This is a genomic window from Candidatus Hodarchaeum mangrovi (assembly GCF_975850365.1).
In genome coordinates, this window is sequence record NZ_CDLCQJ010000008.1 from 33,451 (window position 1) to 56,558 (window position 23,108).

Sequence of the window (23,108 nt, forward strand, 5' to 3'; positions counted from 1 at the left end):
GAACAAAAAATAAAAAGTTCTTTGTTGTCTATAAACATCTAGGGAGAATCATAACTAAAAATAAAAATTCATTCTTCCCAAATTGTTTAGAATCTATACATTTCATTTGGAATAAATGGTTTTACAAGATGGTTTAATGGGACATCATATTATTTCTACTTGGCACCTTCCATTTTTTAAGAAACTAGTTAAGATAACTCATATAACCTAAAATTCAAAAGTGGAAAGATTTCATTTCTCTTGATATAGTGAAACGGTATTTTTTTTCGAAATCTTAGAAATATCAATTAAACAAAGAATTATTTTGTATTATTAGAGTAAGTACCTTTTAATTAAAGAATATTTATTAGGATATCACAAAAATTAGTCTTTTAAGTATTTATTCTAAGAATAGACACATCTAAACCCAATTTTGACGTTAAAAATGGATGAAATCGAATGAATAAAGACTTAACCCCATTTTTCGATCCAAAAGCTATGGCTCTCATTGGAGCGAGTGATCAACTCCCTTCTTGGGGTTTCAGAGTAGCTCATAATATCATTATTAATAATTATACTGGAGAATTTTTCCCCATTAGCTTAAAAAAGTCAGAAATCTTAGGCTTTAAAGCATATCCTACAATTCTAGATATTCCTAATGAGAAAAAAATAGATTTAGCTATAATAATAATTCCTGCAATTCATATTTTAGGAATTCTAGAACAGTGTAAAATTAGAGGAGTAAATCATGTAGTAATTATTTCTGGTGGTTTTAAAGAATCTGGAAAAACAGGACTTGAACTAGAAAAAAAAATCCTTGCTTTTTCAAGAGCTAATAACATTAGAATTATCGGACCAAATGGAATGGGTATAGTTTCAACACGAGTCCATCTATATGCTGTAATGTGGCCAACTGAAGGACTAAAACATGGAGGATTGACCTTTGTTTCACAATCGGGAAATATAGGAACAATTGGAATAAGTGTGGCCTCAAAACGAGGGATTGGCTTAAACGTGTATGTTTCAGCTGGAAACATGGCTGATTTATCAATGTCTGATTTCTTAGAATATTTTGGTAAGTACGATTCTAAAACTAAGGTCATTGGTTTTTATATGGAAGGTATTGAGGATGCACGCCACTTTGTTAAACTCGCAAGGGAAATTTCTAAAACTAAACCAATTATTATTCTAAAAGCAGGAGGATCAAAAGCGGGACGACTCGCTGCTAATTCACATACAGGAGCTATAACAGGAGATGATCTGGTTTTTAAGCAGATTATGGAGAGTGCAGGAGCTATACTAGTAGAATCTTTAGAAGAGATGTTTGATTTATTCTTAGGCTTTTCAAGATGGATTGATTGGAATTTTCCGAGAGGTAAAGTTGTTGTATTAACACTTGGCGGAGGTTGGGGTGTTATGACTGCAGATTCGTGCTCAAAGCATGGAATTACACTTGAACCACTTAGTGATGCACTCTTCGATAGAATTAACGCAATACTACCTCCATTTTGGTCTAAAGGAAATCCTATTGATACTGTAGCTAGTGTAGATCTTAATTCCCTAAAGGAAATTATTGTAGCCATATTAGAAGAAATGGTGAATATAGAGGCTATTTTTCTTTTAGGAATAGGAGGGTTTTCGTTTGTAGCGAACCTAGCAAAAAAATCACCTATTATACCTGATGATCAGAAGGGAAATTTTGATATGGTAATAGCAGGAGAAATCTCATTATTTCAAGAAATAATTTCCATTTCACAGAAATTCAAAAAGCCGATTTTAATTACTACATTATTGACATCTGAAGATTCACCAGCAGTTCAATACCTTAATTCACGAAATTATCCAATTTTCACTAGTCCAGAAAAAATGGTGAGAGTATTTCGTTATATGGTTAATTATTATAAATGGTGTAATAGGTTATAAACCTCTCTCTAGTTTGGTAAACCTTCAAAATAATGGAATAATAAAACATTAGTGACATTCTGGACTAGATTTTACAATAATCCCCTTAGAATTAGCTCATCATACAATCGATCAATTCTAATAAGGATTCCAATTGGATAACTTAAAGAGAGTCCCTATCTGACTTACTTATTATCTATTGTTAAAATCTTCTGAAGCAATAAGGAAAGAAAAACTTCTGTATTCTTTATTATAAGTTTTGCATTAATAATTAGTATAATGGTTTATGTCCAAAGATCATTCAGATTAAAAGATTCTTTAATTATATTTCCTAGAAAATCTGTTTTCGTGATCAAACTAAAAGTAAAAGTTGACGATGAAATAAGAAACCTATCAGAATATCCAGAAGGTTTTTAATATAAAAATTTCCTTAGAATTTAAATATATGATCAGAACTTCAGATATATGATAATTAATCATTTTAATGTACTATTGTCTGTAGTAAGCTTTCCCTCAATTATTTTTATCATTTAATATTTTCAAAAAATATATGAGTAATTTGATGAGAGTATTCTTTTGTTAAAATAATATAAAGAGGAACATTTATGGAATATAAAAATTTACTAATTGAAACTTTTGATAATATAACTAAATTAAAAATAAACAGAGAAAAAGCCCTTAATGCTTTAAACCCCGAAACGATCCAGGAACTTGAAATGTTTCTAGATCAACTTCAAGAATCTAAAGAAACAAAAGTATTAATTATAACAGGAGTAGGGGAGAAATCTTTCATTGCAGGTGCAGATATCACAACATTTCTAAATAAGAATCCTATAACTATACGTCCTTTTGTTTTTAAGCTCCAATCAATGCTTAATAAATTAGAAGACCTTCCTATCCCTGTCATTGCCCAGATTAACGGATATTGTTTGGGTGGGGGATTAGAACTTGCCTTAGCTTGTGATTTAAGGATTGCCTGTGATAAAGCCCTACTTGGTCAACCTGAAATTAAACTTGGAATTATTCCAGGTGCAGGAGGAACTCAAAGACTATCTAGAATTGTAGGAAAGGGAATTGCGAAAGAAATTATATTTCTTGGAGAAAATATTTCAGCTCAACGAGCTTATGAATTAGGTATAGTAAATAAAGTAGTCTCAGCTGAAGAATTAGACCAATCAGTATTAAAAATCGCAGAAAAAATTGTTAAAGGTCCTTCATTTGCCTTACATATGGCAAAAGAAGCAATTAATAGAGGACCTGAGATGTCTTTACTCGATGGTATAAGATTAGAGCTTGATCTTTTTACACTCTGTTTTTCTCATGAAGATATGAATGAAGGTGTTGATGCCTTTTTAAATAAAAGAAGAGCCAATTTTAAGTAAATTAGAGGATTAATCCCTATGGGAACCTTTATTCCTTGTCTTTTAGAGTATGAAAACCAATTATTTGAAAATTATAAAGAAAAAATACGAAATCGAAAACTTCCCATCATTGCCATTGGAGGATTCTCTGGTACAGGAAAAGATACGGTTGCTAAATTTGTACAAGAATATTTTCAAAGAGAAATGGGCATATTATTGACTATTTCTGGTGCTGGAGATTTTGTACGAAAAATTGCCAAAGAGTCAGGATACGAAGAAAAAAGAATTGATGAATTTATGAAATTTATCAAAGAAACCCAAAACCAAGAATTTGCACAAAAAGTCGATATAGAAATCGAAAAAAAAGCATTAAAGCAGGCTTTATTAACAGGAGGTATTTTTGTTGGAAGAATGGCTCCATTTGCTATAGGAACTCATGGAATTACTATTTGGTTAGAAGTATCAGCTCGCATCATTGCTCAACGTTTATCACAAGACAAACTCCGTTCCGAATATGGAATGAATCAAAAAGAATTAGTACAACGAATTAAGTCCAGGGATGAAACTGATGGAGCGAGATTAGAGGAAATCTATGGAATTTCGTTTAGAGATAAGAAGAATTTTGATCTGGTGTTGAGGAATGAAGGTGTTTCTATTAATGAACTCAAATCTATAGTCGAAAAATTATTAATTTCTAAAAAAGAAGAAAGTATTAAAAGTTCATAACTGAAATTATCTACTAATATTCAAAGAAGAAAGATACATTTTCCTATTGTTTATAGTCCTTATTCGTTCCAAACCCAACCACATTTTGTACACTTATAGAATGTAGTTGTTTCCCATTCCTCCTTTCTTCGATCTTCTCCTTCCCAATAAAGAGCTTCGTAATGTTGGCAACGTGGGCATCCTATTCGAATTGTAGGACGAATATCAAAATCCTCTTCTATAACAGTAAGTTTATCTTTCTCAGTATGCTTAATTTTCGATCGAATTTGATAAGAGGAATTTTTGAACTTTTCTTTTGACTGTGCTTTACAAACCTTGCAAAACAGGGAAATCTTTCCACTTTTTTCACGAGTTGGAACGAGTAGAGAACCACATGTTTCGCAGAAACTAACCATATTGAAGTTTCACCAATTTTGATATTTTTTAAAATTTTTTTGGGACTTTAACAGTCGTAGGCTGGAATATAAACTTTGTTTTTCTTCTTATCTTTTCTGGAATATTCTAATCCTATATTTAAAATCTACCATTAATGATTAGTAAAGCTTGAATCTTAATCAAATGATTATTTCTAAAATTTGATACAAATGGAAAATTGATAGTATTAGATTAAAAGAGAACCATATTTATTACAATAGGTTGATTTCTACTTTTAAAATTTTTCTTTTCTTTAAATTTAATTTTATTTCACTTCTTCAAAAGTAAAAATACAATTTGATCCTTTACCAGCACACAGAGGATCTTCAATCATCCGAAATTGTTTTTCAAGAACTTCAGACGAAAATCCAGCCCAAATATGCCCGAGAAATTTGCAAAATTCAAATTTTTTTCCATAATTTTCCGCTCCACATATATCTGATGGTGCGTAAAAGAGTAATTCATCAATCTCCTCTGGTGGTAAGAGTCCTATTCCTTTTAAAATTTGGTGGTTTTTCAGATCAGGCAGTGCTGTACGGAGCTCTTTGACCATATAAGAACCGATCTCTCGTGCAAACAGCTCGGCAGAGGGGTCTTCTTGTACTTCTAGGAAAAAAACCTCTAGTAATTTCAAAGGATAGACTTCAATCCCAGTTCGCTCTAATAGTTCGGGACGATTTTTTTCCACAACACTGTGGGTTCCTTCAATCAAAAATTGAATTGCACTTTGAACACGAACCCCAGTTCCCAAGATTGGTTCTAACAAAGTATTTGCCGGAAGTATAACTTCTGCTTGTTCTTCTTTCTTTATCTGAAAAGATTCTGCAAATACGTCTTCAGCAGCTCGAAACTGAATTTCATAAGAGAATCTTGGAGGAAGTAATTCGCCTTCAATAAAGGAAACTTCAACATTAGCATCAATAAATGAATAGCCTATCCCTTTTACTATTGATGTTAACAAAAGCTTAATTAAATTAGCTTCAAAATCATTGGAGGCTTTCCACAATCTACTCTTACCTAAGAAAATTTTTCCTAATCTCACATCTTCTAACCATTCAATTTCACAAGGAGAAAAACCTAAAGATGCTAGAAATAGTTTTGCTTGGGCTGTAGGGTTATCAGAAGCAGAAAGAACAAAACTAGATTTCACCAAGTCAATTATATTATGTTCTAAACTTTTAACAGTCTCCTCGCTTTTAGAACGCTTTAAAAGTTCCTCTGATAACTTCAGAACAGTTAGAGTTAAAAAGCGTTTGACTCTCACACCTGCTATAGCTTCAGAATGACTTGATTGGGAACGTTCTGTCAATATTTCTTCATCCTATTTAAATTAGTTGAATTTATGTCAAATGAAAAGAAAGCCATATAAATCTTCACAGCCACGTTGCAAATAATCGAGAATGCTTTTTAAAGCATTTGATCAAATAGAATCTAAAGAAGATATAATGCCTTATTCTGTAATTCAAGTGTTGCATTTATCAATTGAAGGTAAAAACTCATGAGCCGATTTGTTCGTTTTTTCAAACGTTTATTTATTCCAGAACTTAGTCATGAGGTGGCTCAGGAGGCTGAAATTCGTGATAAAATCTCGAAAACTATTACAGATGACCAAATATATGTTCAAACCGTTAGGAACGCGCTCAAGGTAGCTGATGCGTCAATAGAGGATAAATTAACATTTGCTTTCTCTTCACTACCAGACGCAGTTACCAATTTTGAATTAGCAAAAACTCTATTCGTTGATATTATGGATTTTCTGGTATCAAATCAAGAAGTTACTCCTGCTGAACAAATGCTTTATTTAGCTAAATTAAAAAAGGTTAATTCTTTCGAAGAGTTAATGACGCTTGCTGCTTCTTGAATTCTGCCTTAACTCTTAGAATCTTAAATTTGAACCTCTTGTTTAACTAGCTTCTCCTTGTTACTATCTACAAGATGTTGGGCCATATGTTCAAATGTCTTTTGAATATGATCTCCAGTCTTAGCACTTGTCTCAAAAAAGTTCTCCATTCCTAAATCTTGCTTAGCTTTTTCTCCTTCATCAAATGTGACTTCTCGTTCATCCTCTAAGTCACATTTATTACCAACAAGGTACATTCTTGTTTCTGGGGAATATTTAATAAGCTGTTCAATCCAAAGAGGAAGTTTAATGAGGGTATCTTTACGGGTTAAATCATATACTAGCAATGCCCCTGAAACACCTTGAAAAAAAACCCTACCAACTTGTGAAGATCTTGCATGTCCTCCAATATCCCAGATTTGCAGACCAACTTTTACCCTTTTTCCATCTATAGTATCAAGATTCACAGATTTGACTAAAAAATTAGCCCCAATAGTGGCCATATAATCTCCTGGAAAACGATCCTCAACATATCTTAAGACCATACTTGATTTTCCTACACGATATTCACCTAGAATAAGTACTTTTGCCAGATAATTATATTGGATTGAAGACACAGTATTTCACGTCATCTGGTATAATAGTCTTAATTATGTTAAATACAGAAGATTGTAAATAATTCAAATATAACTAAATATCTTATAGATTTATACCGTAGATTTTCCTAATAAAACTTATCTTTAGTTACAGTTAATTCGAATATTTTCCCAAACATTTTAATGAATTATAAATTAATACTGACCATTCTAATATTTTGATTCGCTCCTAATATAACAGTCTCTTCATTCAGAACCTTTTTTATTTTCTTTAGGCTAGTAATTGGATTAATGAATAAGGATCAAGGTATATTTTTGATGCTTATTTGAATTATAATCCAAATTCTCACTTTTATTATTCTTCATTATAAATTAAGACTAAAATGAGGTTTTTAGAGCGAAAAATACTAAAATTCAAAAATAAAATTAATAATAATGTGCTTTCGAAAATATTTCCACTTTTCAGAAGTTAAGAAAATAACACGACGTAAATCAACGACACGCAATCCTGTAAAAGTTTGCCCAATTTGCTTAAGCTTATCAATCAAGAGAATCCCTAATCCTTTTCTTGGATTAATTTCTCCCCCAACATTTTATTGCCAAGAATGCCAATATCAGGGTCCAATATATGCAGAAATTGAGAATTCGGATTACCAACATTATTTAGACACGAAAGAAGCTTCTTCTAGGTTTTAAAAGGTAATGTCGGAGACCATCCATATTTTAAAAAATCTAATACAGATTAATACTGAAAATCCTCCTGGATTCACAAAAGAAGCATTATTATGGATAGAAAACTGGGCAAATGAGAAAAAAATAACATCCGAAATTCAATGGTTTAATGAGTCAAAGGGAAACATTATCCTTACTCTTGGAAAGGGAAATAGAACCATTTTATTGACGGGACATCTTGATACAGTTCCTATAGGAGATAAAACCGCTTGGAACGTCGATCCTTTTGAAGCTAAGGAAATTAATGGAAATATTTATGGAAGAGGATCTGCTGATATGAAAGGAGGGATTGCAGCGTGCCTCTCAACGATGGATAACCTTAATAGAAAATTAAATCTTGATGATTTTAATTATAAATTAGTTTTTTTAGGTACTTCTGATGAAGAAGTAGGATTAGAAGGATCAAAAGAAGCTCTAAAGAAAAATTTAGTGGAAAACGTTGATTTTATAATTGTAACTGAACCTACTTCTTTGAAAATAGGAATAGCTGAAAAGGGGATGCTATGGGTTACAATAAAAGCAAAAGGGAAAGCTGCTCATGGTTCTACTCCAGATAAAGGGATAAATGCAATTGAAAGACTAATTGAGCTAATCCCAATGATAAAAAACTCTGTTCCAGCTGATATTGATCCAATTTTAGGATTAAATACATTGAATATTGGTACTATTTCAGGAGGTAAAAGTGCAAACATTGTACCAGAATATGCTGAAATAAATTGCGATTTTCGTTTTATTCCTTCATTTAATCCTATCGAATTTATTCAAGATATTCAAAATATTATTTCACATGTAAATTCTCAAGATAAAGGCCATTTTACTTTAAAAATCAATCAAATTATGCCTACTATTTCAACTCCTAAAAAAAATAAATACCTGGAGCTTTTCCTTAATCATAGCAATCTTAAAGATATTATTGGACTCAATTACGCAACTGACCTTGCAGTACTTTGTAGTGTCAAGGGGATGAACACTATACCATTTCTGATATATGGACCAGGAGATCCTAATGCCATTCATATTACAAATGAAAAGGTTCCCATTTTAGAAGTACTTGAAGTGAGGAATACCTTAACAAAGTTCCTTTTTGATTTAAATACGAAAATAAGAAGAATTTGAATATAATTACTCTTATTTTCTTGATTTTAGACTATTAACAAATAATTCTTGATCCTTAGTTTCTATAGCAAGAGGATTAACCTTTCTAATTCTCATCATAGCTTCCTCAGGTGTCAGATTTTCTAGAATTACTAGTAAAGAAGCTAATACAGTTCCTGTTCGTCCGTGACCAGCAGTACAATGAATTAATAAGGGGAGACCAGTTTTTTCACAGTATTCTGTATAAAACTCTATAATTTGTTCAATATTCGAAGAGGAAGGAATGGAAAAATCCAGTATAGGAATATTAAGATATGGTATATTTAGCATGAGAGCTAAATCTTTTGTATTAGGAGTTTCCTGTAATGATACTAGGCCTCCCCAAGGTATCTCTTTTAGATAGGGAATATCTGTAATATGTGGTTCGCTAGATCCAGCTAATTTTCCTTTAATAATCCAGTATAGGAACAATTTTACTCATCTTTTAAGAAAAATAGAAATACTTTGTAAATCTTCTTCTTTAAAAAAAATTGGATGATAAAGGTTTATTAAAATTAAAAAAAATAGTTAATCTAAATCTGCATGAAATTAGGAAAAAATCTGTTAATAAGATTTTACAGATAGAATGAGATTAGAATAAAAATTAAATTAATTAATGGGAATTTAGATTTTAATTATAATTGCAGATACAGAAAAAAGTAATAAATTAGATATTATGAATTCCTTAATTAATTTAGAATACATTGGTTATCAGATTGAATACAAAAGACTTGATTTTTTTTCGAAGGAAAGAATTGTTTGTTCTCCTCTTCTTCCTTCTTTTAATTGCATTTTCACAAATTGCACTAGATAACCAAAATCTTAGATCATCACGAATGATAAATATCAATCCTTTACTTGTTATTGAAACTACTTTTGTTGAAAATCTAGGCCTTTTACTTCCGATATTCACATCTATTTTTTTATTCTTCCATAATCGTCGAAAAGATGATTATTCATGGGTACCCCCTATAAGCTGGATAATTATCTTTATGCTCATTTTCATCGCACTTAGTTTACTCCCTACACCTCAAAATCTGGAAAAAATAATTCCTGATAACACAACTACTACAACGATTATTCCAAAGACAACTTCTACATCAGATAATGTCATTCCTCCATCTACTTTCCCTACCTATACAGTTCCTTCATCAATGGACAATAAATCTCCATTTAACAAATTTTTACAAGATTTTCGAAACATATTTGTCATTTTAATACTATTTCTTCCTTTAATTGTAATTCTAATTCTTCAGAGAAGAGTTGATCAAATATCTTCAGATGATAAACCGAATGATGAAGAAATCCAAAAGGATAAATTACATCAATTTAAGGCAAAATCCATTTTAGAATGCTACTATCAATCTTCTGATTCATTAGAGGATAGAGGTGCCGATAATTCTCCAGATTTAACACCTACAGAATTTAAAATAGATGTAAATCGAAAAAATTTGACAACTGAAGATTCTATTGAGGGAATCACAGGTTTATTTGAAGAAGCGAAATTTTCTCACCATGAAATCACTGAAGAAAAAGTAGAGAAAGCTAAGCAATTTTCCTACAAAATACTTTCAGCAGGATGGAAAAATCAAGAAATAGAGGATGAAGAATCTTGAACTTGATAGATATTGCTGTTCCTGTTTTAATGACCACTTTTCCATTTGTACTGATATCTCTACTGTTCTTTGGATTAAGAGCCATTTATTCTCATTGGCTAAAGGACATTGAATACCCTGATGTTCATAATTATCGGAAAGGGAACACAGAATATAAGGAACCTCCACGACCTCACTCTAAAAGCTTTAGTGATTTAGTAGAGTTAGCTATAATGTCAACACCACATCGTCAAAGACAACTTGCTAGAACATTTTCGCAATTGCTTAATGAAACATTAAACCACGATTTATTTACAGAAAATTTGATGAGTGAGAGTTTGAAATCATTAATAGATAATCCTGATAGATGGTTAGATCAAATGTATGATGAAATCTCACGATCATCAGAATTAAAAAAGAAATTTACCTCAGAAATTTTACATAATCATTTTATTCAATTACTCAAAGAAATAAAAGAATTAATTCAAATTCCTCTACTTCCAGAATCGGATTGATGAACAATGAATATTGAAACAGCCTCAGAATTAAGTTTAAATATTCTTAAAGAAGTTAATAAACATATTATTGGAAAGGAGAACACTTTAAAACAAGTAATGCTTTCATTCCTTGCAGATGGGCATTTATTATTTGAAGATTATCCTGGTTTAGCTAAAACCATGATATGCAGAACCTTTGCTTCAACTTTAGGATGTAAATTCAAACGTATCCAATTTACTCCCGATTTATTACCTCAAGATGTAACAGGGTCAGAAATTTATAATCAAAAAAATAACGAATTTGAATTCAAAGAGGGTCCAATATTTGCTGATATTATATTGTCAGATGAAATAAATAGAGCAACACCAAAAACACAAAGTGCTTTACTTGAAGCGATGGCTGAATATCAAGTAACAATTGGAGGTACCACCTATAAATTAACTGGTGAAGGAAAACCTTTTTTGGTTGTAGCAACTCAAAATCCTCTAGAATTAGAGGGGACTTTTGCACTCCCTGAAGCTCAAATAGATAGATTCTTAGCTAAGATTAGCATTGGATATCCTTCAAAAGAAGCAGAAAAAACCATTCTTACAAATAGAATCGGTAGAAAGCAGAAATCTTTTGAAGTTACTCGAATCATTGATCGAAATATTTTCTATAACATGCAACGAACGGTTGAAGAAGTTTATGTTTCTGATGAAATAAAAGAATACATTGTTGATATAGTACAATATACAAGAGAAATGCCTCAAGTAAAGGTTGGAGCTTCGCCACGAGGTTCTTTAGATTTGATGGCATTAGCTAGAGCAAACGCTGTACTCGAAAAACGTGATTATGTTATACCCCAAGATATTAAGGAACTAGCTGTAATAGCATTAGGTCACAGATTAGTTCTGGAAATTGGTTCATGGTTATCTGGTACTTCTGCAAATATGTTAGTTGAGAAGGTATTGAAAGAAATAAAATCCCCGAGAAGAGAATAGAGAAGCCAGGAGGATTTTAACTGGTAAAATATTTTCGATTAGACTCTTTCTTGATAATATCATTTTTTTTGTTAATTTTGGGTGTTATTCTTCGCTTATGGCTTTTAGCAGGACTAGTTTTCCCTCTCATTATCATTTTTTACTATTCCCTAAGTACTGAAGAAATTTCAATAGATAAAGTCATCATTAAAAGGTGGATTTCAAGAGATAGAACTGAAGAAAAAGGAGAACTCATAAATGTGAGATTGGATATATTAAACAATGGCCCCCGTATACCTGTTTTTGAGATTGTTGATAAAGTTCCAGAGGAATGCACAATTCATGAAGGATCGAACCATTGGTTATTTGAAATTAAACAGAATGAAACTATAAGCCTTAATTATGGAATAAAATGCCATAAACGGGGAAGATATATTTTAGGTCCAGTGATAACGCGAGGTTTTGATATTCTCCACTTTCATAAAAAAATTAAGGAACATGAAGTGTATACTTCCTTCGCAGTAGTTCCATCATTAATCAAACTTAGGGAACTTCCTATTGATCGTCAAAGATTATTACCAGAAGTAGGATACATCCCAAGTATAACTTATAAAGGAAGGGATTTTGATTTTCAAGGTGTGAGGGATTACAAAGAAGGAGATGAACTTCGAGCGATTAATTGGAGAGTAACTGCAAAATATAATAAACTGTCAACAAATGAATATGCATTAGATCAAGCAGCACGTATTTTCATCATTTTTGACCATACTATATCCACACAAAGAGTACTAGAAGAAGGAGTCATGGCTGCTTTAAGTACCGTAGAATATCTTATTTCGCAAAGAAATAAGGTAGGATTTTTCACCATTGGGGAATTTGTTGAGGAAATCCCTCCAGCTTCAGGTAAAAGACAATTATTACGAATAAATGAAGTACTTATAGATGTTAAACCTTCATTTCCAGCACATGAAGGAGTATTAACTCTACGTTTACAACGTAGATTACTTTCATCATTGCCTCCTATATCACAGATATTTTTTATAAGTCCATTATACAATAGAATTATATTAAATTTCCTTAATGAATTAGCTGAAAAAGGACATGAAATTATCCTTATCATGCCCCGTTTAGAATCAATCTATGAAGAGAGTAGAGTTGTCCCTAATGCCTCTTTTTTAGCAAATGGACTTCTAGCTTTGGATAGGAATTATGTAACAAATCAATTATCAAAGTTAGGAATTACACAGATTTTTTGGTATCCTTATGGGCCAAAATATGAAACGATTAAAGTGAGAAGGACAAAATGAAATTACAACCGTTTATCTGGATAATCCAATTAGCAATGATTTTTACCTTTCTATTTTTTTCCTTTATTCCAGTAATATACTCTTGGCTTACAGTATTATCTCCCATTCTTTCAGCAAGCGTTCATCTTTATTTTTTAATTGGGATTTTTTTTCTTTTAATAGGATTTATCACTCTTTTTGGAATTGTAACCTTAAAACCACAGTTAAGAATCTTTAGTTCAGGATTTTTTTCTTTTGGGGTCATTTTTGGGCTTTCAGATGCATATTTATTAGCTTTAGGGGTTGTTATATCTTGGGTATTTTATGAAATTTGGGATATCGGGTGGAGATACTCAATCCTTGATGAAGAATATGACCCATATGAATTACAGACATTAGAGAAAAAACTGTTGAATCGATTGTTTTTTAATCAATTATCAGCTTTAGGAGTATTTGCATGGATTACTCTTTCACTTTCATGGGCAATGTTATTCATTACGACTCATTCATACATTCAGCTTGGAAAAGAGCATTTTGGGACCCTAGGACTTTCTCTTTCTGCTAGTATGTTACTTTTACTTTATTTAATACCACGTTTTACAGAGAAATCCAATCAGAAAGAACAAAACTAGAATTAATAGTCTAAAATTTGATCAGATCTTATAAAAAATACTCTTTTCTCTTTCATTTTTGAGATTGCAGTAGCAACACTGTTTTCAGGGGAATTTACAGGCTTTGTGAGGTCAATAATATAATATACTTCAAATTCAAAATTTCTAGCATCAATAGCACTATAAAAAACACAGTAATCCAACGCTAAACCACACAAATAGACACGTTTAACCCCTATTGATTTTAAAAATGATTGAAGCCCCGTTTCAGTCTCTTTATCGTTTTCAAGGAACGCGGAATAAGAATCAATTGTCTGATGATGCCCTTTTCTTAGAATCATTGTTGCATACACAGTATTCAATCTTGGAGCGAAGTTTGCACCTTCTGTACCTTGTACACAATGATCTGGCCAGAGAATTGGACCTATACCATGCCCCGTAATAGGATCATATGGAGACTTACCTTCATGCATCGAAGCGAAAGATAAATGATCTTTTGAATGCCAATCTTGGGTAAATATTATCGGTATGTCTTTAGTGCGAAATTTTTCAAGTAATAAATTGATACCTGGGATAATTGTATCCCCCTCGGCAACTGGTAACCTACCACCAGGTAAAAAATCATTTTGCATATCAATTACAATTAAAGCATCATTTGGACCAATTCTAACTAAACCTTCAAGCCTTATATCTTGAATCTCCATTAAATCACATCAATTTTTCCAGTTAATCTCCCTCACAATTATAGGATACAAAAACGTTTCTCTCTGTAAAAAACAAGTTAAAAGAAAAAGAAATAATTAATTTTGATGAAATAGTATTACTTGAAGATATATGTTCTACAAGGAAAACAGAGCTCTTTTCACTGATTTATACGAGTTGACAATGAGCCAAGGATATTTCAATTACGAGATGAATGATAAAGCCACTTTTGATTTGTTTTTTAGAGAAAATCCCTTTAATGGTGGATATTCTGTTGCATGTGGCATTTCATTAGCTTTAGAATATTTAAAACATTTTAGATTTACCGATAGTGATATTAATTATTTAAAAAGAAAAAATTTATTCAAGGATGAATTTCTAGAATTTCTTTCAACAATAAGGTTTACTGGTACTGTTGAAGGTGTTCTGGAAGGAACGATTATGTTTCCTTACACACCGATTATTAAAATTACAAGTTCTCTCATTGAAGCTCAGCTAGTTGAAACCGCCCTACTAAATATAATAAACTATTCAACTTTAATTGCTACTAAAGCGGCTAGAATTACTCATTCAGCTAAAGGAGGGAAAATAGTTGAATTTGGATTGAGAAGAGCGCAAGGTGATAGCGCTTACATTGGTGTAAGAGCTGCTTTAGTTGGTGGATGTGTAGGTACTTCCTTTGTTAAAGCAGGCGAAATTTGGGATTGTCAAATTGCAGGAACACAAGCCCACTCTTGGGTTCAAGCATTCCCATCAGAATATGATTCATTTAAAGCATATGCTAATTCTTTTCCAAAGAATTGTATTTTACTATTAGATACTTATAATGTACTAAAATCAGGTTTACCCAATGCTATTCAAATTGCTAAATATCTGAGAGCGCAAGGAAAGGAATTACAAGGAGTACGAATTGATTCTGGTGATCTTGCTTATCTAGCACTTGAAGTATATAGAACATTCTCAAAAGAGGGTTTTCCTAATATTTCTATAATTCTCTCGAACGAGCTGGATGAGTATACTATCAACTCGATTGTTCAACACATTAAAGAGCAAGGAAATAACAATGAATATGATAAGAATATATGTAATGAAACAATAAACCATCTTATTTATGGTGTAGGCACGCGATTAATCACTGGAGGAGAACAAGGAGCGTTGGGAGGAGTCTATAAATTGGTTGCTTTTAATGGAATACCCCGTATCAAAGTTAGTGAGAACCCACAAAAAACTATAAATCCTGGAGACAAAACTGTTTGGCGAGTAAGCGATTCCAAAGGAAAATTTTTAGCTGATGTGATAGGATTATCTCATGAAAATCCTATTGAAGCTGGAGATACGATTTTTCATCCAATAGATCCTTTAAAAAAGTTTGTTATTCCCCCTAATGTAACAATTGAACCTTTATATCAGAAAATTATGGAGAATGGAAGAATAACCTTAAAGGAAACAATCTTTAGCTGGAAAAACGGCCAAAAAAATTTTATTAATCAATTCAGAAAACTAGATCCAACATTTAAAAGACTACTAAACCCACATATTTATAAGGTTAGTTTAAGCAAAAAATTGTTTCAATTAAAGATGAATCTAATAAAAAAATACTCTCCAGATGATATTAAAGAAAATCATCAGAATTTAATCAGCAATTGATTTACATTCTAATAAATCCTAGAGAATTTGATAGGATTTTCAAATTAAAAACTATAATATTTATAGTAGCTCAGTTTAAATCAATATCAGATTCTATTGTTATGAGCTAGGAAAATTATATCTAAAGTAGGTCTTAACTCTACTTTCCACTATCCCCAATGGGAAATGGATTTGAATGAAGTCGATTATTAATTTAATTATTATTAGAGGGTCTTGATTGCCATTATATAAAATTTGTTTATTGGGTGACGGTGGTGTTGGAAAAACATCCCTTCGTGAAAGATTCCTTGGTAAAGGATTTCAATCTGGGTATATTTTGACTATTGGTGCAGATTTTGCGGTCCAGAATCTCGAGATTGATAATAGACAATATAAGTTTCAAATCTGGGATTTAGCTGGACAGCAACGTTTTTCTGCGGTGAGGACTCTCTATTATAAAGGATCCCATGGCGCTATCCTCGTTTTTGATCGTACACGACCAGATTCACTTTATAATTTAGAAAATTGGAAAAAAGAACTTTTTAACAATGTAGGAAGACAAGTTCCTTATGTAATTCTTGGAAATAAGAGTGATTTACCAAATACAATTGACGAGGAAGAATTGAACAACTTTATTGAAAAATCACAACAAGAAATCCAAAATATTCCATTTAGGATCAAATACCTAAATACATCAGCAAAATCAGGTGAAAATGTCACAGAGGCCTTTTCTGTTCTAGGTAGATCTATAAAAGACTTCATTGAAAAATATAAACAATTTCAAACTAATTAATCACTTCTTAATTAATTTAGGAATATCCGAAGGAATAGAAATAATAGTAAATTCTTTAGCTAACTTACTTATGTTACTAGCATCAACCTTTCTAACATTTATTGATATTACATCTCCATAAGTGAAAATATTAGGTAGTTTATGCACACAAACTTTACAACCAACACAAAACTCAGGAAGAAATGTTATAGTTTCTCTTATGTATTTAATAGCCTCGTATTTACACAAAAAATTCCCAAATTCCTGATCACCTAATCCTCCAGTAAAACGAATAGGTAATTTAGTTTTAACACTTCCTTCTTCCATATCAGTAGGTACTAGTACAATTTCTTTGCCCATTTTGACAGAATTAATAATTAGGTTTGTAATCAATGTATCATTCACCCCTGTACATATTTTCGCTGCTGTATTCGAAGTTAATGGGCTAACAATGATGTGGTGAAAAGAGTATTGGCTTAAAGATTGCGCGACAGAAAAACTTGGGTCATAACGATTGATAAGATAATGAAAACCTCCTTTAACAAGAATTTTCTCTATATTATAGTTCACAATCTCTTGATTTTCAAAAATAAAAAAAATTTTTTCTTTAAAATGTGTATATTTTTGTATCTCATAAAAAAAACCATAACGGTTTGCTACTAATGCTCCTGAATTTGAGAATACCATCAAAACCTTAATGGAATAATCTAGAATTGAAATTAATGCCCTAAAATTTTCTTCAAAATGATGGCCACCCCCAGTATAACACCATAATATTAGAGGATCATTTGAATGGATAAAAGAGATCATAGGAGTGAATGAAAGATCGTAATTAGATGATTGATTCATATCTTTAGTGAATTAAGAATTAATTTTCAGTCTTTTCCTCAAAGTGTTTTATCTCACAATTTGGCCCTAGTTTAACAGATGTCCCTACCACATAATCAGCTTTAACTCCTTCAAGGTAGACCTTGCCTTCGGAAATGATCTGATTCACTGTCAAGGTTCCCTTTCGCTTTTCTTGTTCTATATAAATGTCACCTAGGCAAATTAAATTCCCTTCAATAGATGATTTATCCTCTAAACTACATGTAAATTTGCTACAGTTTACATCTCCATTTATTTTAAAAGCACCATTGATCTCTGCATCAAAACATGCTAGATCCCCATTAATTTTCAGTGCTCCACTACAATTGAGTTTAGCATTCTCAGCAACAACAGGACCTTCTATTTTACCTGCTCCAGATAGATTAAGTGTTTCATGAACAGTTAAAGGCCCATCTATTTTATAAGATCCAGATGCTGTAAAAGAATTCGTCTCAAGAGCCCCATTTGCTTTGAAAGACCCAGAAACTATAAGCTTTTCCGTCTTCATATCACCAGGTAACGTACCAGACCCACTAATTCTTATTTCTTCATCTGAAATACTCCCTGATCCTGAAATTGAAATAGATCCACCACGCCATCCTTCAACATGACCAGATCCAGAAATATTAATTTGAGAATCAGTTACTTTTCCTGATCCTGAAATGCTAATGTAACTCAACCCACGAAATAAACTCTTTTCTTTAATAAGATGAATTTGTTCTTCAAGTTTTTGCTCATATTTCTGCTTTAATTCCTTATATTCCTCTGAGGAAATCTCATCGTTTTTTAATCGAATATCTAATGATTTAATTAAGGTTTTTAAATCATCTATTTCTTTATTTGACAATGAATTCACTTCTTCCTTCTTATTTCCTATATAACCTTTAATAATTTTCAATATTCTTAACAAGAATCTCTGATTTTATTATTGATTCAGATTATGTTTATAATATTCTAAAATAGTGAGTTAATCCAATAAACCATTGAGTTTATTAGATGACATAAATAGTATGTCTTAGAGACAAGCTGTAAGTTCTTTGATCAAACCTCTAAGTTTATATATTATTTTAATTGCTTTGAGGATTTTTAATGGATAAAATTTTTGAACAGCGAGTTGAGAGTATTCTAAAGATCCTTGCTGATTCTACACGTAGAGAAATTGTTAAATTAATAAGTGAGACTCCGATGAATCCCAAGGATCTAGCGGAGAAATTAAAAATATCCAGACCAGCGGTTGAAAAACATTTAAAGCTTTTAAAATTAAATTATCTCTGTGAATTAACAGTAGAACCTTTTCCAACGCCTCATTATGTTTATTTTATCACTGATATTGGACTTATGTTACTAGATTCTATTACTACTGCATGCTTACAGTATTTTCAATCTTTAGAAGGAATTATTGAGTCAGAATTAGATCAAATTGAACGGAATTTTGTATTAGGATTAATTACGAGAAATGAATATGATTCAAAACGAAACCAATTACTTATCAAACGTAATGAGCTAGAATCACTCCAATTGACCCGAATATGGGTTGAAGAAGCTAAAAAAGTTGTTGAAGAACATACTATTAAGAGAACCTCAGAGGAGATGCAATAAATCAATAAGTATTTTCAAATTACGAGAATGTTTAGTTCTATAAATTCGAAAATTAAGGAGCTGTAAATCAGGATTGTGAGGTTGAGATGGGGAACGGATTTCAAGCACATCTATATAGTTATTAAAAAGTTTAATACAAGCTACATTAGCTTCTTTAGGGTATTCCATCGATACCCGATCCTCATGAAGTCGTACATTAACTGTTCCAAGATACATCTTCGCAGAAGAAGAGATTGCATCAGAGATCATTAAAACTAATTCTCCAATATCTAAAGACCGTTTCAAGGGATCTCTTAGAATTTTTCCAGGATCCTTTTTTCCGATAACGGGTGTGTAATTAGAATCAAGAGGACCCATAGCACTGTCTTGTGTGATCCCACCTTCAGTTCTGTGACCTGTAATTTCAAGAGATATGTCCTCATGAATCACTTCAATATCATTTGGATCGTAAAGATTACATAGAGCTAAAGTACGCTCATTTGGAGCTGGAAAGATAGAACCAGCTTCTTTGAGTAAAATTTCAGTTATCCAAAGGCGTTCTTTCGTAACTACACTTAAATTTAAGGTAGCAGGATCAAGAATCAATAGTAATTCTGGTGTTTTCATCCCACAAATAGCTGCTAAGCTTGTAGTCTTCTGACTACCAGTTTTATCCATTAAAGTATGTAGAATAGAGGGAATAATGACTGTATCTTGATACTGAAGAGTATTATCGCTGTCAATGGTGAGAGGATCATCCATTGGAACATTATAAGCATGATGTATCCATACATCACCTTTAATTGATAATTGATTTTGGATATTCTCTAATAAAGATTTTTTACCGGGAAATGCAAGATCATTTCGATCTTGAAAGGTTTGTACTTTGCGTGGTTTTAACCTTTTTTTTCCCATGTTTATATTTTAAATGATAGATGATTAAAAAAGTAGCTAATACATTTTTAGAATATTCTTTAGAAATTTCTAGTTAAAGTTTGATTACAATCTCAGGAGTGAAGCGTGCAATTCTTTTTCCTAATTCTAATCTTTCGATCATGGGAAGGATTTCGTTAGAGCCACGATAACCATATTCTAAAGCCTCTATGTCCTGAATGATCAAACAACTCTTCATGGGAGCATTACTTAATCTGAAAAAAATTTTATTATTAAAAATTATTTTTTCTACATCGGAATAAGGATAGAGTAATTTATAACCTCCACCATGAGGAAGAATGTTTGCATTTTGTATAAATTCTTCATGACCATAGCTTTGAGCTCTTTCTAATTGTTTAACTGTCCAATGATTCTTCTTAATATTTCTTAATCCCTCATACAAATAAATAAAAGAATATCCATTAAATCCTAAAGGGAAAAGTCTTAAATTTTTATCTCCTGATTGATGCAATGAATTTGAGAGCCCTAACCGCATAACTTGAAATCCATTTTCCTTAAAATAACCTTGATGGGTAGGATTTGAAATTATTTCAATGTTTTCTTCCCCAAATAATTCTTTTGCAATGGAAGTACGTTTATTCTTGCTAAAAGTTTCCATTTTTTGAAAAAAATTAAAATATTCTGCTATTTTTTCTTTTGGTAACCCTTTAACACTTCCAAAGGGAGATTCGAAAGAAATGAAATCATTTTGAGACCACATACTCAAGCGATCTTTCTGAGTTTGTTGAGAGGAATGGATTAATACATAATTTCCAGGAGTAAGCCAACTTCTTATAGCTTGGTCATTAGAATATAGATCATCTAGAAAAAGAAAATCAATAAAATGATTGGATTTCCAAACATCCCATTTTCCTTTCTCACTTCCAATCGGGATTCCATTTTTCTTAATTTTGTCAATTTTTATCATAATATCTTTTAATGATGGAAGATTATGGATTTTGTAAAAACCATAACCACAACCATTAGGATGAAGTAAACTAGGAAATATATAATCTTTAGTGGCTACCAAACAACCATATCCGACCCCTTCATTGAATCGCTCTTTATTTCGAGTAATACCACCATCAGGTCCAAATATCGTGATTACATTGAATGGATCCTCACCTAATGACCTATAAAAATATTTTATTTTAGCTAATCCAATACTCATTACTTCTTTGGCTAATAAACATGTTAAATCGTTTGTTGCCCAAGTATAAATTTCATTTTTTGCTTCTAGAAGGAGTGTTTCATTGTTTGAAAGATTGTTCATTAATTCAACCTTATTTCATATTTATTCAAATTTTCTAGGATTACAACTTAAAATTTATTCTATATCAAAAATCTAATTTTAAATTATAACTCTTAATATCCTTGGGCTTGCCCATCCTTACGTGGATCTGACCCTGCAACATAGATGGTAGTTCCAAGATCCTTTTTGATAATTTGACCACCACCAAAGTTCATGCCAACACAATCTACCACATGATGACCCTTTTCTCTTAATTTCATTCTAATAGAGATTGGGATAGGATCCTCAAACCCAACAACATTAGAAAGTTGATCATGATTAAACCTAGGAGCCTCAATTGCTGATTGAGGATCCATGTCAAATAGAACCATGTTTAAAAATACCTGAGCTTGACCCTGAGGTTGATGATGACCACCCATGACTCCAAATGAATAAATAAAATCATTTGCTGAGTTAGTTACCAAGGCAGGAATAATAGTGTGATAAGGACGTTTTCTAGGCGCGTATTGATTTGGATGATTTTTCTTTAAGGAAAATCCAGCTCCTCTGTTCTGAAAAGCTATACCAGTTTCAGAATCTACAATACCAGAACCAAATCCATAAAATAGAGAGTTTATAAATGATATTGACATTCCTTCATTATCAGCAGCGGTTAGATAAATAGTATCTTCTCCCATGTTCAATGCACTCGGAAGATCGCGCATAGCTTGGAGTGGATTAATTTGACTCGATCTTGTTTGAGCATACTTTTCAGTCAAAAAGTCTTCAGTTGAAATCTTCATCCACCCTGGGTCAGCAATATTAGCAAAAGCGTCAGCAAAAGCTAATTTTTTTGCTTCAATCAAACAATGTAAATAATCTATCGAATTATGTGAATATTGGCCAATATCATATTCTTCAGCAATCGATAAAATTAGGAGAGTAACTAATCCTTGTCCATTGGGCCCATGTTCCCACAAAGTATGATCATAAAATTCTTTTGAAATTGGTTTTGTCCATTCAGCTTTAAAATCAGTAAGATCAGATAAAGAAATAAAGCCTCCTTTATCTTCAAAGAATTGTACAATATTTATAGCTAATTCCCCATCATAAAATACCCGAGAGCCCTCTTTAGCAATTTTTTCTAATGTTTCAGCTAATTTTTGTTGTTTAAAAATTTCTCCTGTAACAGGAGCTCGCTCTTGGTTAATTAAATAAGTATTAGTGGCTCCTTCATTAAGAAAAAGCTTGGGTTCTAATTCTTTCCATACTTGTGCAATAACAGGACTTATTGGGAAACCATTTTTAGCGTAATATATAGCAGGGGCAAGAATAATCTCCCAAGATAATTTTCCTAATTTTTCATGAGTTGTCTCCCACAAACTTAAAGCCCCTGGAACAGTGATAGGAAGAAATCCAGTTAAAGGTATTGATGTCAACCCTAATTCTTCAGTTAAATATTTATAAGAAAGAGACTTTGGGGCAAAGCCTGATCCATTAATTGCTAAAGGTCTTTTCTCACCTGGAATATAGATTAGAGCAAAAGCATCACCTCCGATACCTGTTGAAAAAGGTTCAACTACATTCAACATCGCAGCCATCGCAATTGAAGCATCAATAGCATTTCCTCCTTTTTTTAGAATTTCTAAGCCCACAGATGAAGCTAAAGGTTGAGAAGAAGCTACAATTCCATTTTTAGCATGAATAGCTGATCTTCCAGAGAAAGGGCGTCTCCAGAAATTTACTGCCAGGTTAATTACTCT

General features: G+C 31.9%; 24 protein-coding genes. 14 read left to right on the plus strand and 10 right to left on the minus strand.

The window, feature by feature from the left end; all coding sequences use genetic code 11:
* Positions 1–438: 438 nt before the first annotated feature.
* The 3 genes from ACWVCY_RS01215 (at position 439) to ACWVCY_RS01225 (ending at position 3,968) form a co-directional block, all read left to right on the plus strand.
* Positions 439–1,902: an acetate--CoA ligase family protein gene (locus ACWVCY_RS01215; RefSeq protein WP_455139657.1), complete on the plus strand. Its 1,464-nt coding sequence runs from the start codon at positions 439–441 to the stop codon at positions 1,900–1,902.
* A gap of 584 nt (positions 1,903–2,486) precedes the next feature.
* Positions 2,487–3,263, plus strand: a complete 777-nt coding sequence (locus ACWVCY_RS01220) for an enoyl-CoA hydratase/isomerase family protein (protein ID WP_455139659.1) — start codon at positions 2,487–2,489, stop codon at positions 3,261–3,263.
* Between the two features lie 18 nt (positions 3,264–3,281).
* Positions 3,282–3,968: a cytidylate kinase-like family protein gene (locus ACWVCY_RS01225; protein ID WP_455139661.1), complete on the plus strand. Its 687-nt coding sequence runs from the start codon at positions 3,282–3,284 to the stop codon at positions 3,966–3,968.
* A gap of 59 nt (positions 3,969–4,027) precedes the next feature.
* Here ACWVCY_RS01225 and ACWVCY_RS01230 read toward each other — a convergent pair whose 3' ends face one another.
* The gene (locus ACWVCY_RS01230) at positions 4,028–4,363 is read right to left on the minus strand and encodes a transcription factor S (protein ID WP_455139663.1); all 336 of its coding nucleotides are present in this window, start codon (positions 4,361–4,363) and stop codon (positions 4,028–4,030) included.
* Positions 4,364–4,647: 284 nt separating this feature from the next.
* Positions 4,648–5,691: a hypothetical protein gene (locus ACWVCY_RS01235; protein ID WP_455139665.1), complete on the minus strand. Its 1,044-nt coding sequence runs from the start codon at positions 5,689–5,691 to the stop codon at positions 4,648–4,650.
* A 189-nt stretch (positions 5,692–5,880) separates the two neighbouring features.
* Between ACWVCY_RS01235 and ACWVCY_RS01240 the strand changes: the two genes are divergently transcribed.
* Complete coding sequence (locus tag ACWVCY_RS01240) at positions 5,881–6,243, plus strand: hypothetical protein (protein ID WP_455139667.1); 363 nt, start codon at positions 5,881–5,883, stop codon at positions 6,241–6,243.
* Between the two features lie 23 nt (positions 6,244–6,266).
* On the opposite strand, the gene ACWVCY_RS01245 is transcribed toward ACWVCY_RS01240, so the two are convergent.
* Complete coding sequence (locus ACWVCY_RS01245) at positions 6,267–6,839, minus strand: Rab family GTPase (RefSeq protein ID WP_455139669.1); 573 nt, start codon at positions 6,837–6,839, stop codon at positions 6,267–6,269.
* Positions 6,840–7,253: 414 nt separating this feature from the next.
* On the opposite strand from ACWVCY_RS01245, the gene ACWVCY_RS01250 reads away from it, so the two are divergent.
* Positions 7,254–7,514, plus strand: coding sequence for a hypothetical protein (locus tag ACWVCY_RS01250; protein WP_455139671.1), 261 nt, complete (start codon positions 7,254–7,256; stop codon positions 7,512–7,514).
* Between the two features lie 6 nt (positions 7,515–7,520).
* Entirely contained in the window at positions 7,521–8,666 is a 1,146-nt protein-coding gene (locus ACWVCY_RS01255; RefSeq protein ID WP_455139673.1) for a M20 family metallopeptidase, read from the plus strand.
* 12 nt (positions 8,667–8,678) lie between these two features.
* Here the strand turns inward: ACWVCY_RS01255 and ACWVCY_RS01260 are convergent, their stop codons facing one another.
* Positions 8,679–9,116 carry a phosphatase domain-containing protein gene (locus ACWVCY_RS01260; protein WP_455139675.1) on the minus strand — a complete coding sequence of 146 codons (438 nt, stop codon included), beginning with the start codon at positions 9,114–9,116 and terminating at the stop codon, positions 8,679–8,681.
* Positions 9,117–9,400: 284 nt separating this feature from the next.
* Here ACWVCY_RS01260 and ACWVCY_RS01265 point away from each other — a divergent pair, with 284 nt between their 5' ends.
* From ACWVCY_RS01265 to ACWVCY_RS01285, 5 genes are all read left to right on the plus strand, one after another.
* The gene (locus ACWVCY_RS01265) at positions 9,401–10,300 is read left to right on the plus strand and encodes a DUF4129 domain-containing protein (RefSeq protein WP_455139677.1); all 900 of its coding nucleotides are present in this window, start codon (positions 9,401–9,403) and stop codon (positions 10,298–10,300) included.
* Positions 10,297–10,794 (plus strand): hypothetical protein, encoded by a 498-nt coding sequence (locus ACWVCY_RS01270; protein WP_455139679.1) that lies wholly within the window; start codon positions 10,297–10,299, stop codon positions 10,792–10,794. Before ACWVCY_RS01265 ends, ACWVCY_RS01270 begins: the two co-directional genes overlap by 4 nt.
* Positions 10,795–10,800: 6 nt before the next feature.
* On the plus strand, positions 10,801–11,760 hold the full coding sequence (locus ACWVCY_RS01275) for an AAA family ATPase (protein ID WP_455139681.1): 960 nt from the start codon (positions 10,801–10,803) through the stop codon (positions 11,758–11,760).
* A gap of 239 nt (positions 11,761–11,999) precedes the next feature.
* Positions 12,000–13,046 (plus strand): DUF58 domain-containing protein, encoded by a 1,047-nt coding sequence (locus tag ACWVCY_RS01280; RefSeq protein WP_455139683.1) that lies wholly within the window; start codon positions 12,000–12,002, stop codon positions 13,044–13,046.
* Positions 13,043–13,657, plus strand: coding sequence for a hypothetical protein (locus ACWVCY_RS01285; protein WP_455139685.1), 615 nt, complete (start codon positions 13,043–13,045; stop codon positions 13,655–13,657). Before ACWVCY_RS01280 ends, ACWVCY_RS01285 begins: the two co-directional genes overlap by 4 nt.
* 2 nt (positions 13,658–13,659) lie before the next feature.
* Here the strand turns inward: ACWVCY_RS01285 and pncA are convergent, their stop codons facing one another.
* Positions 13,660–14,340: a bifunctional nicotinamidase/pyrazinamidase gene (pncA, locus tag ACWVCY_RS01290; protein ID WP_455139687.1), complete on the minus strand. Its 681-nt coding sequence runs from the start codon at positions 14,338–14,340 to the stop codon at positions 13,660–13,662.
* 130 nt (positions 14,341–14,470) lie between these two features.
* On the opposite strand from pncA, the gene ACWVCY_RS01295 reads away from it, so the two are divergent.
* A complete protein-coding gene (locus ACWVCY_RS01295) occupies positions 14,471–15,985 on the plus strand; it encodes a nicotinate phosphoribosyltransferase (protein ID WP_455139689.1) in 1,515 nt (504 codons plus the stop codon).
* A 217-nt stretch (positions 15,986–16,202) separates the two neighbouring features.
* On the plus strand, positions 16,203–16,757 hold the full coding sequence (locus ACWVCY_RS01300; RefSeq protein ID WP_455139691.1) for a Rab family GTPase: 555 nt from the start codon (positions 16,203–16,205) through the stop codon (positions 16,755–16,757).
* On the opposite strand, the gene ACWVCY_RS01305 is transcribed toward ACWVCY_RS01300, so the two are convergent.
* On the minus strand, positions 16,758–17,585 hold the full coding sequence (locus ACWVCY_RS01305; RefSeq protein ID WP_455139693.1) for a flavoprotein: 828 nt from the start codon (positions 17,583–17,585) through the stop codon (positions 16,758–16,760). It abuts the gene before it with no gap.
* Positions 17,586–17,604: 19 nt separating this feature from the next.
* On the minus strand, positions 17,605–18,450 hold the full coding sequence (locus ACWVCY_RS01310) for a hypothetical protein (protein WP_455139695.1): 846 nt from the start codon (positions 18,448–18,450) through the stop codon (positions 17,605–17,607).
* Positions 18,451–18,692: 242 nt separating this feature from the next.
* Here ACWVCY_RS01310 and ACWVCY_RS01315 point away from each other — a divergent pair, with 242 nt between their 5' ends.
* A complete protein-coding gene (locus ACWVCY_RS01315) occupies positions 18,693–19,202 on the plus strand; it encodes an ArsR/SmtB family transcription factor (RefSeq protein ID WP_455139697.1) in 510 nt (169 codons plus the stop codon).
* Here ACWVCY_RS01315 and ACWVCY_RS01320 read toward each other — a convergent pair.
* From ACWVCY_RS01320 to ggt, 3 genes are all read right to left on the minus strand, one after another.
* Positions 19,185–20,096 (minus strand): hypothetical protein, encoded by a 912-nt coding sequence (locus ACWVCY_RS01320; RefSeq protein WP_455139699.1) that lies wholly within the window; start codon positions 20,094–20,096, stop codon positions 19,185–19,187. The genes ACWVCY_RS01315 and ACWVCY_RS01320 overlap by 18 nt on opposite strands.
* Before the next feature lie 73 nt (positions 20,097–20,169).
* The gene (locus tag ACWVCY_RS01325) at positions 20,170–21,387 is read right to left on the minus strand and encodes a hypothetical protein (RefSeq protein ID WP_455139701.1); all 1,218 of its coding nucleotides are present in this window, start codon (positions 21,385–21,387) and stop codon (positions 20,170–20,172) included.
* 92 nt (positions 21,388–21,479) lie between these two features.
* Complete coding sequence (ggt, locus tag ACWVCY_RS01330; protein ID WP_455139733.1) at positions 21,480–23,102, minus strand: gamma-glutamyltransferase; 1,623 nt, start codon at positions 23,100–23,102, stop codon at positions 21,480–21,482.
* Between the last annotated feature and the right edge of the window lie 6 nt (positions 23,103–23,108).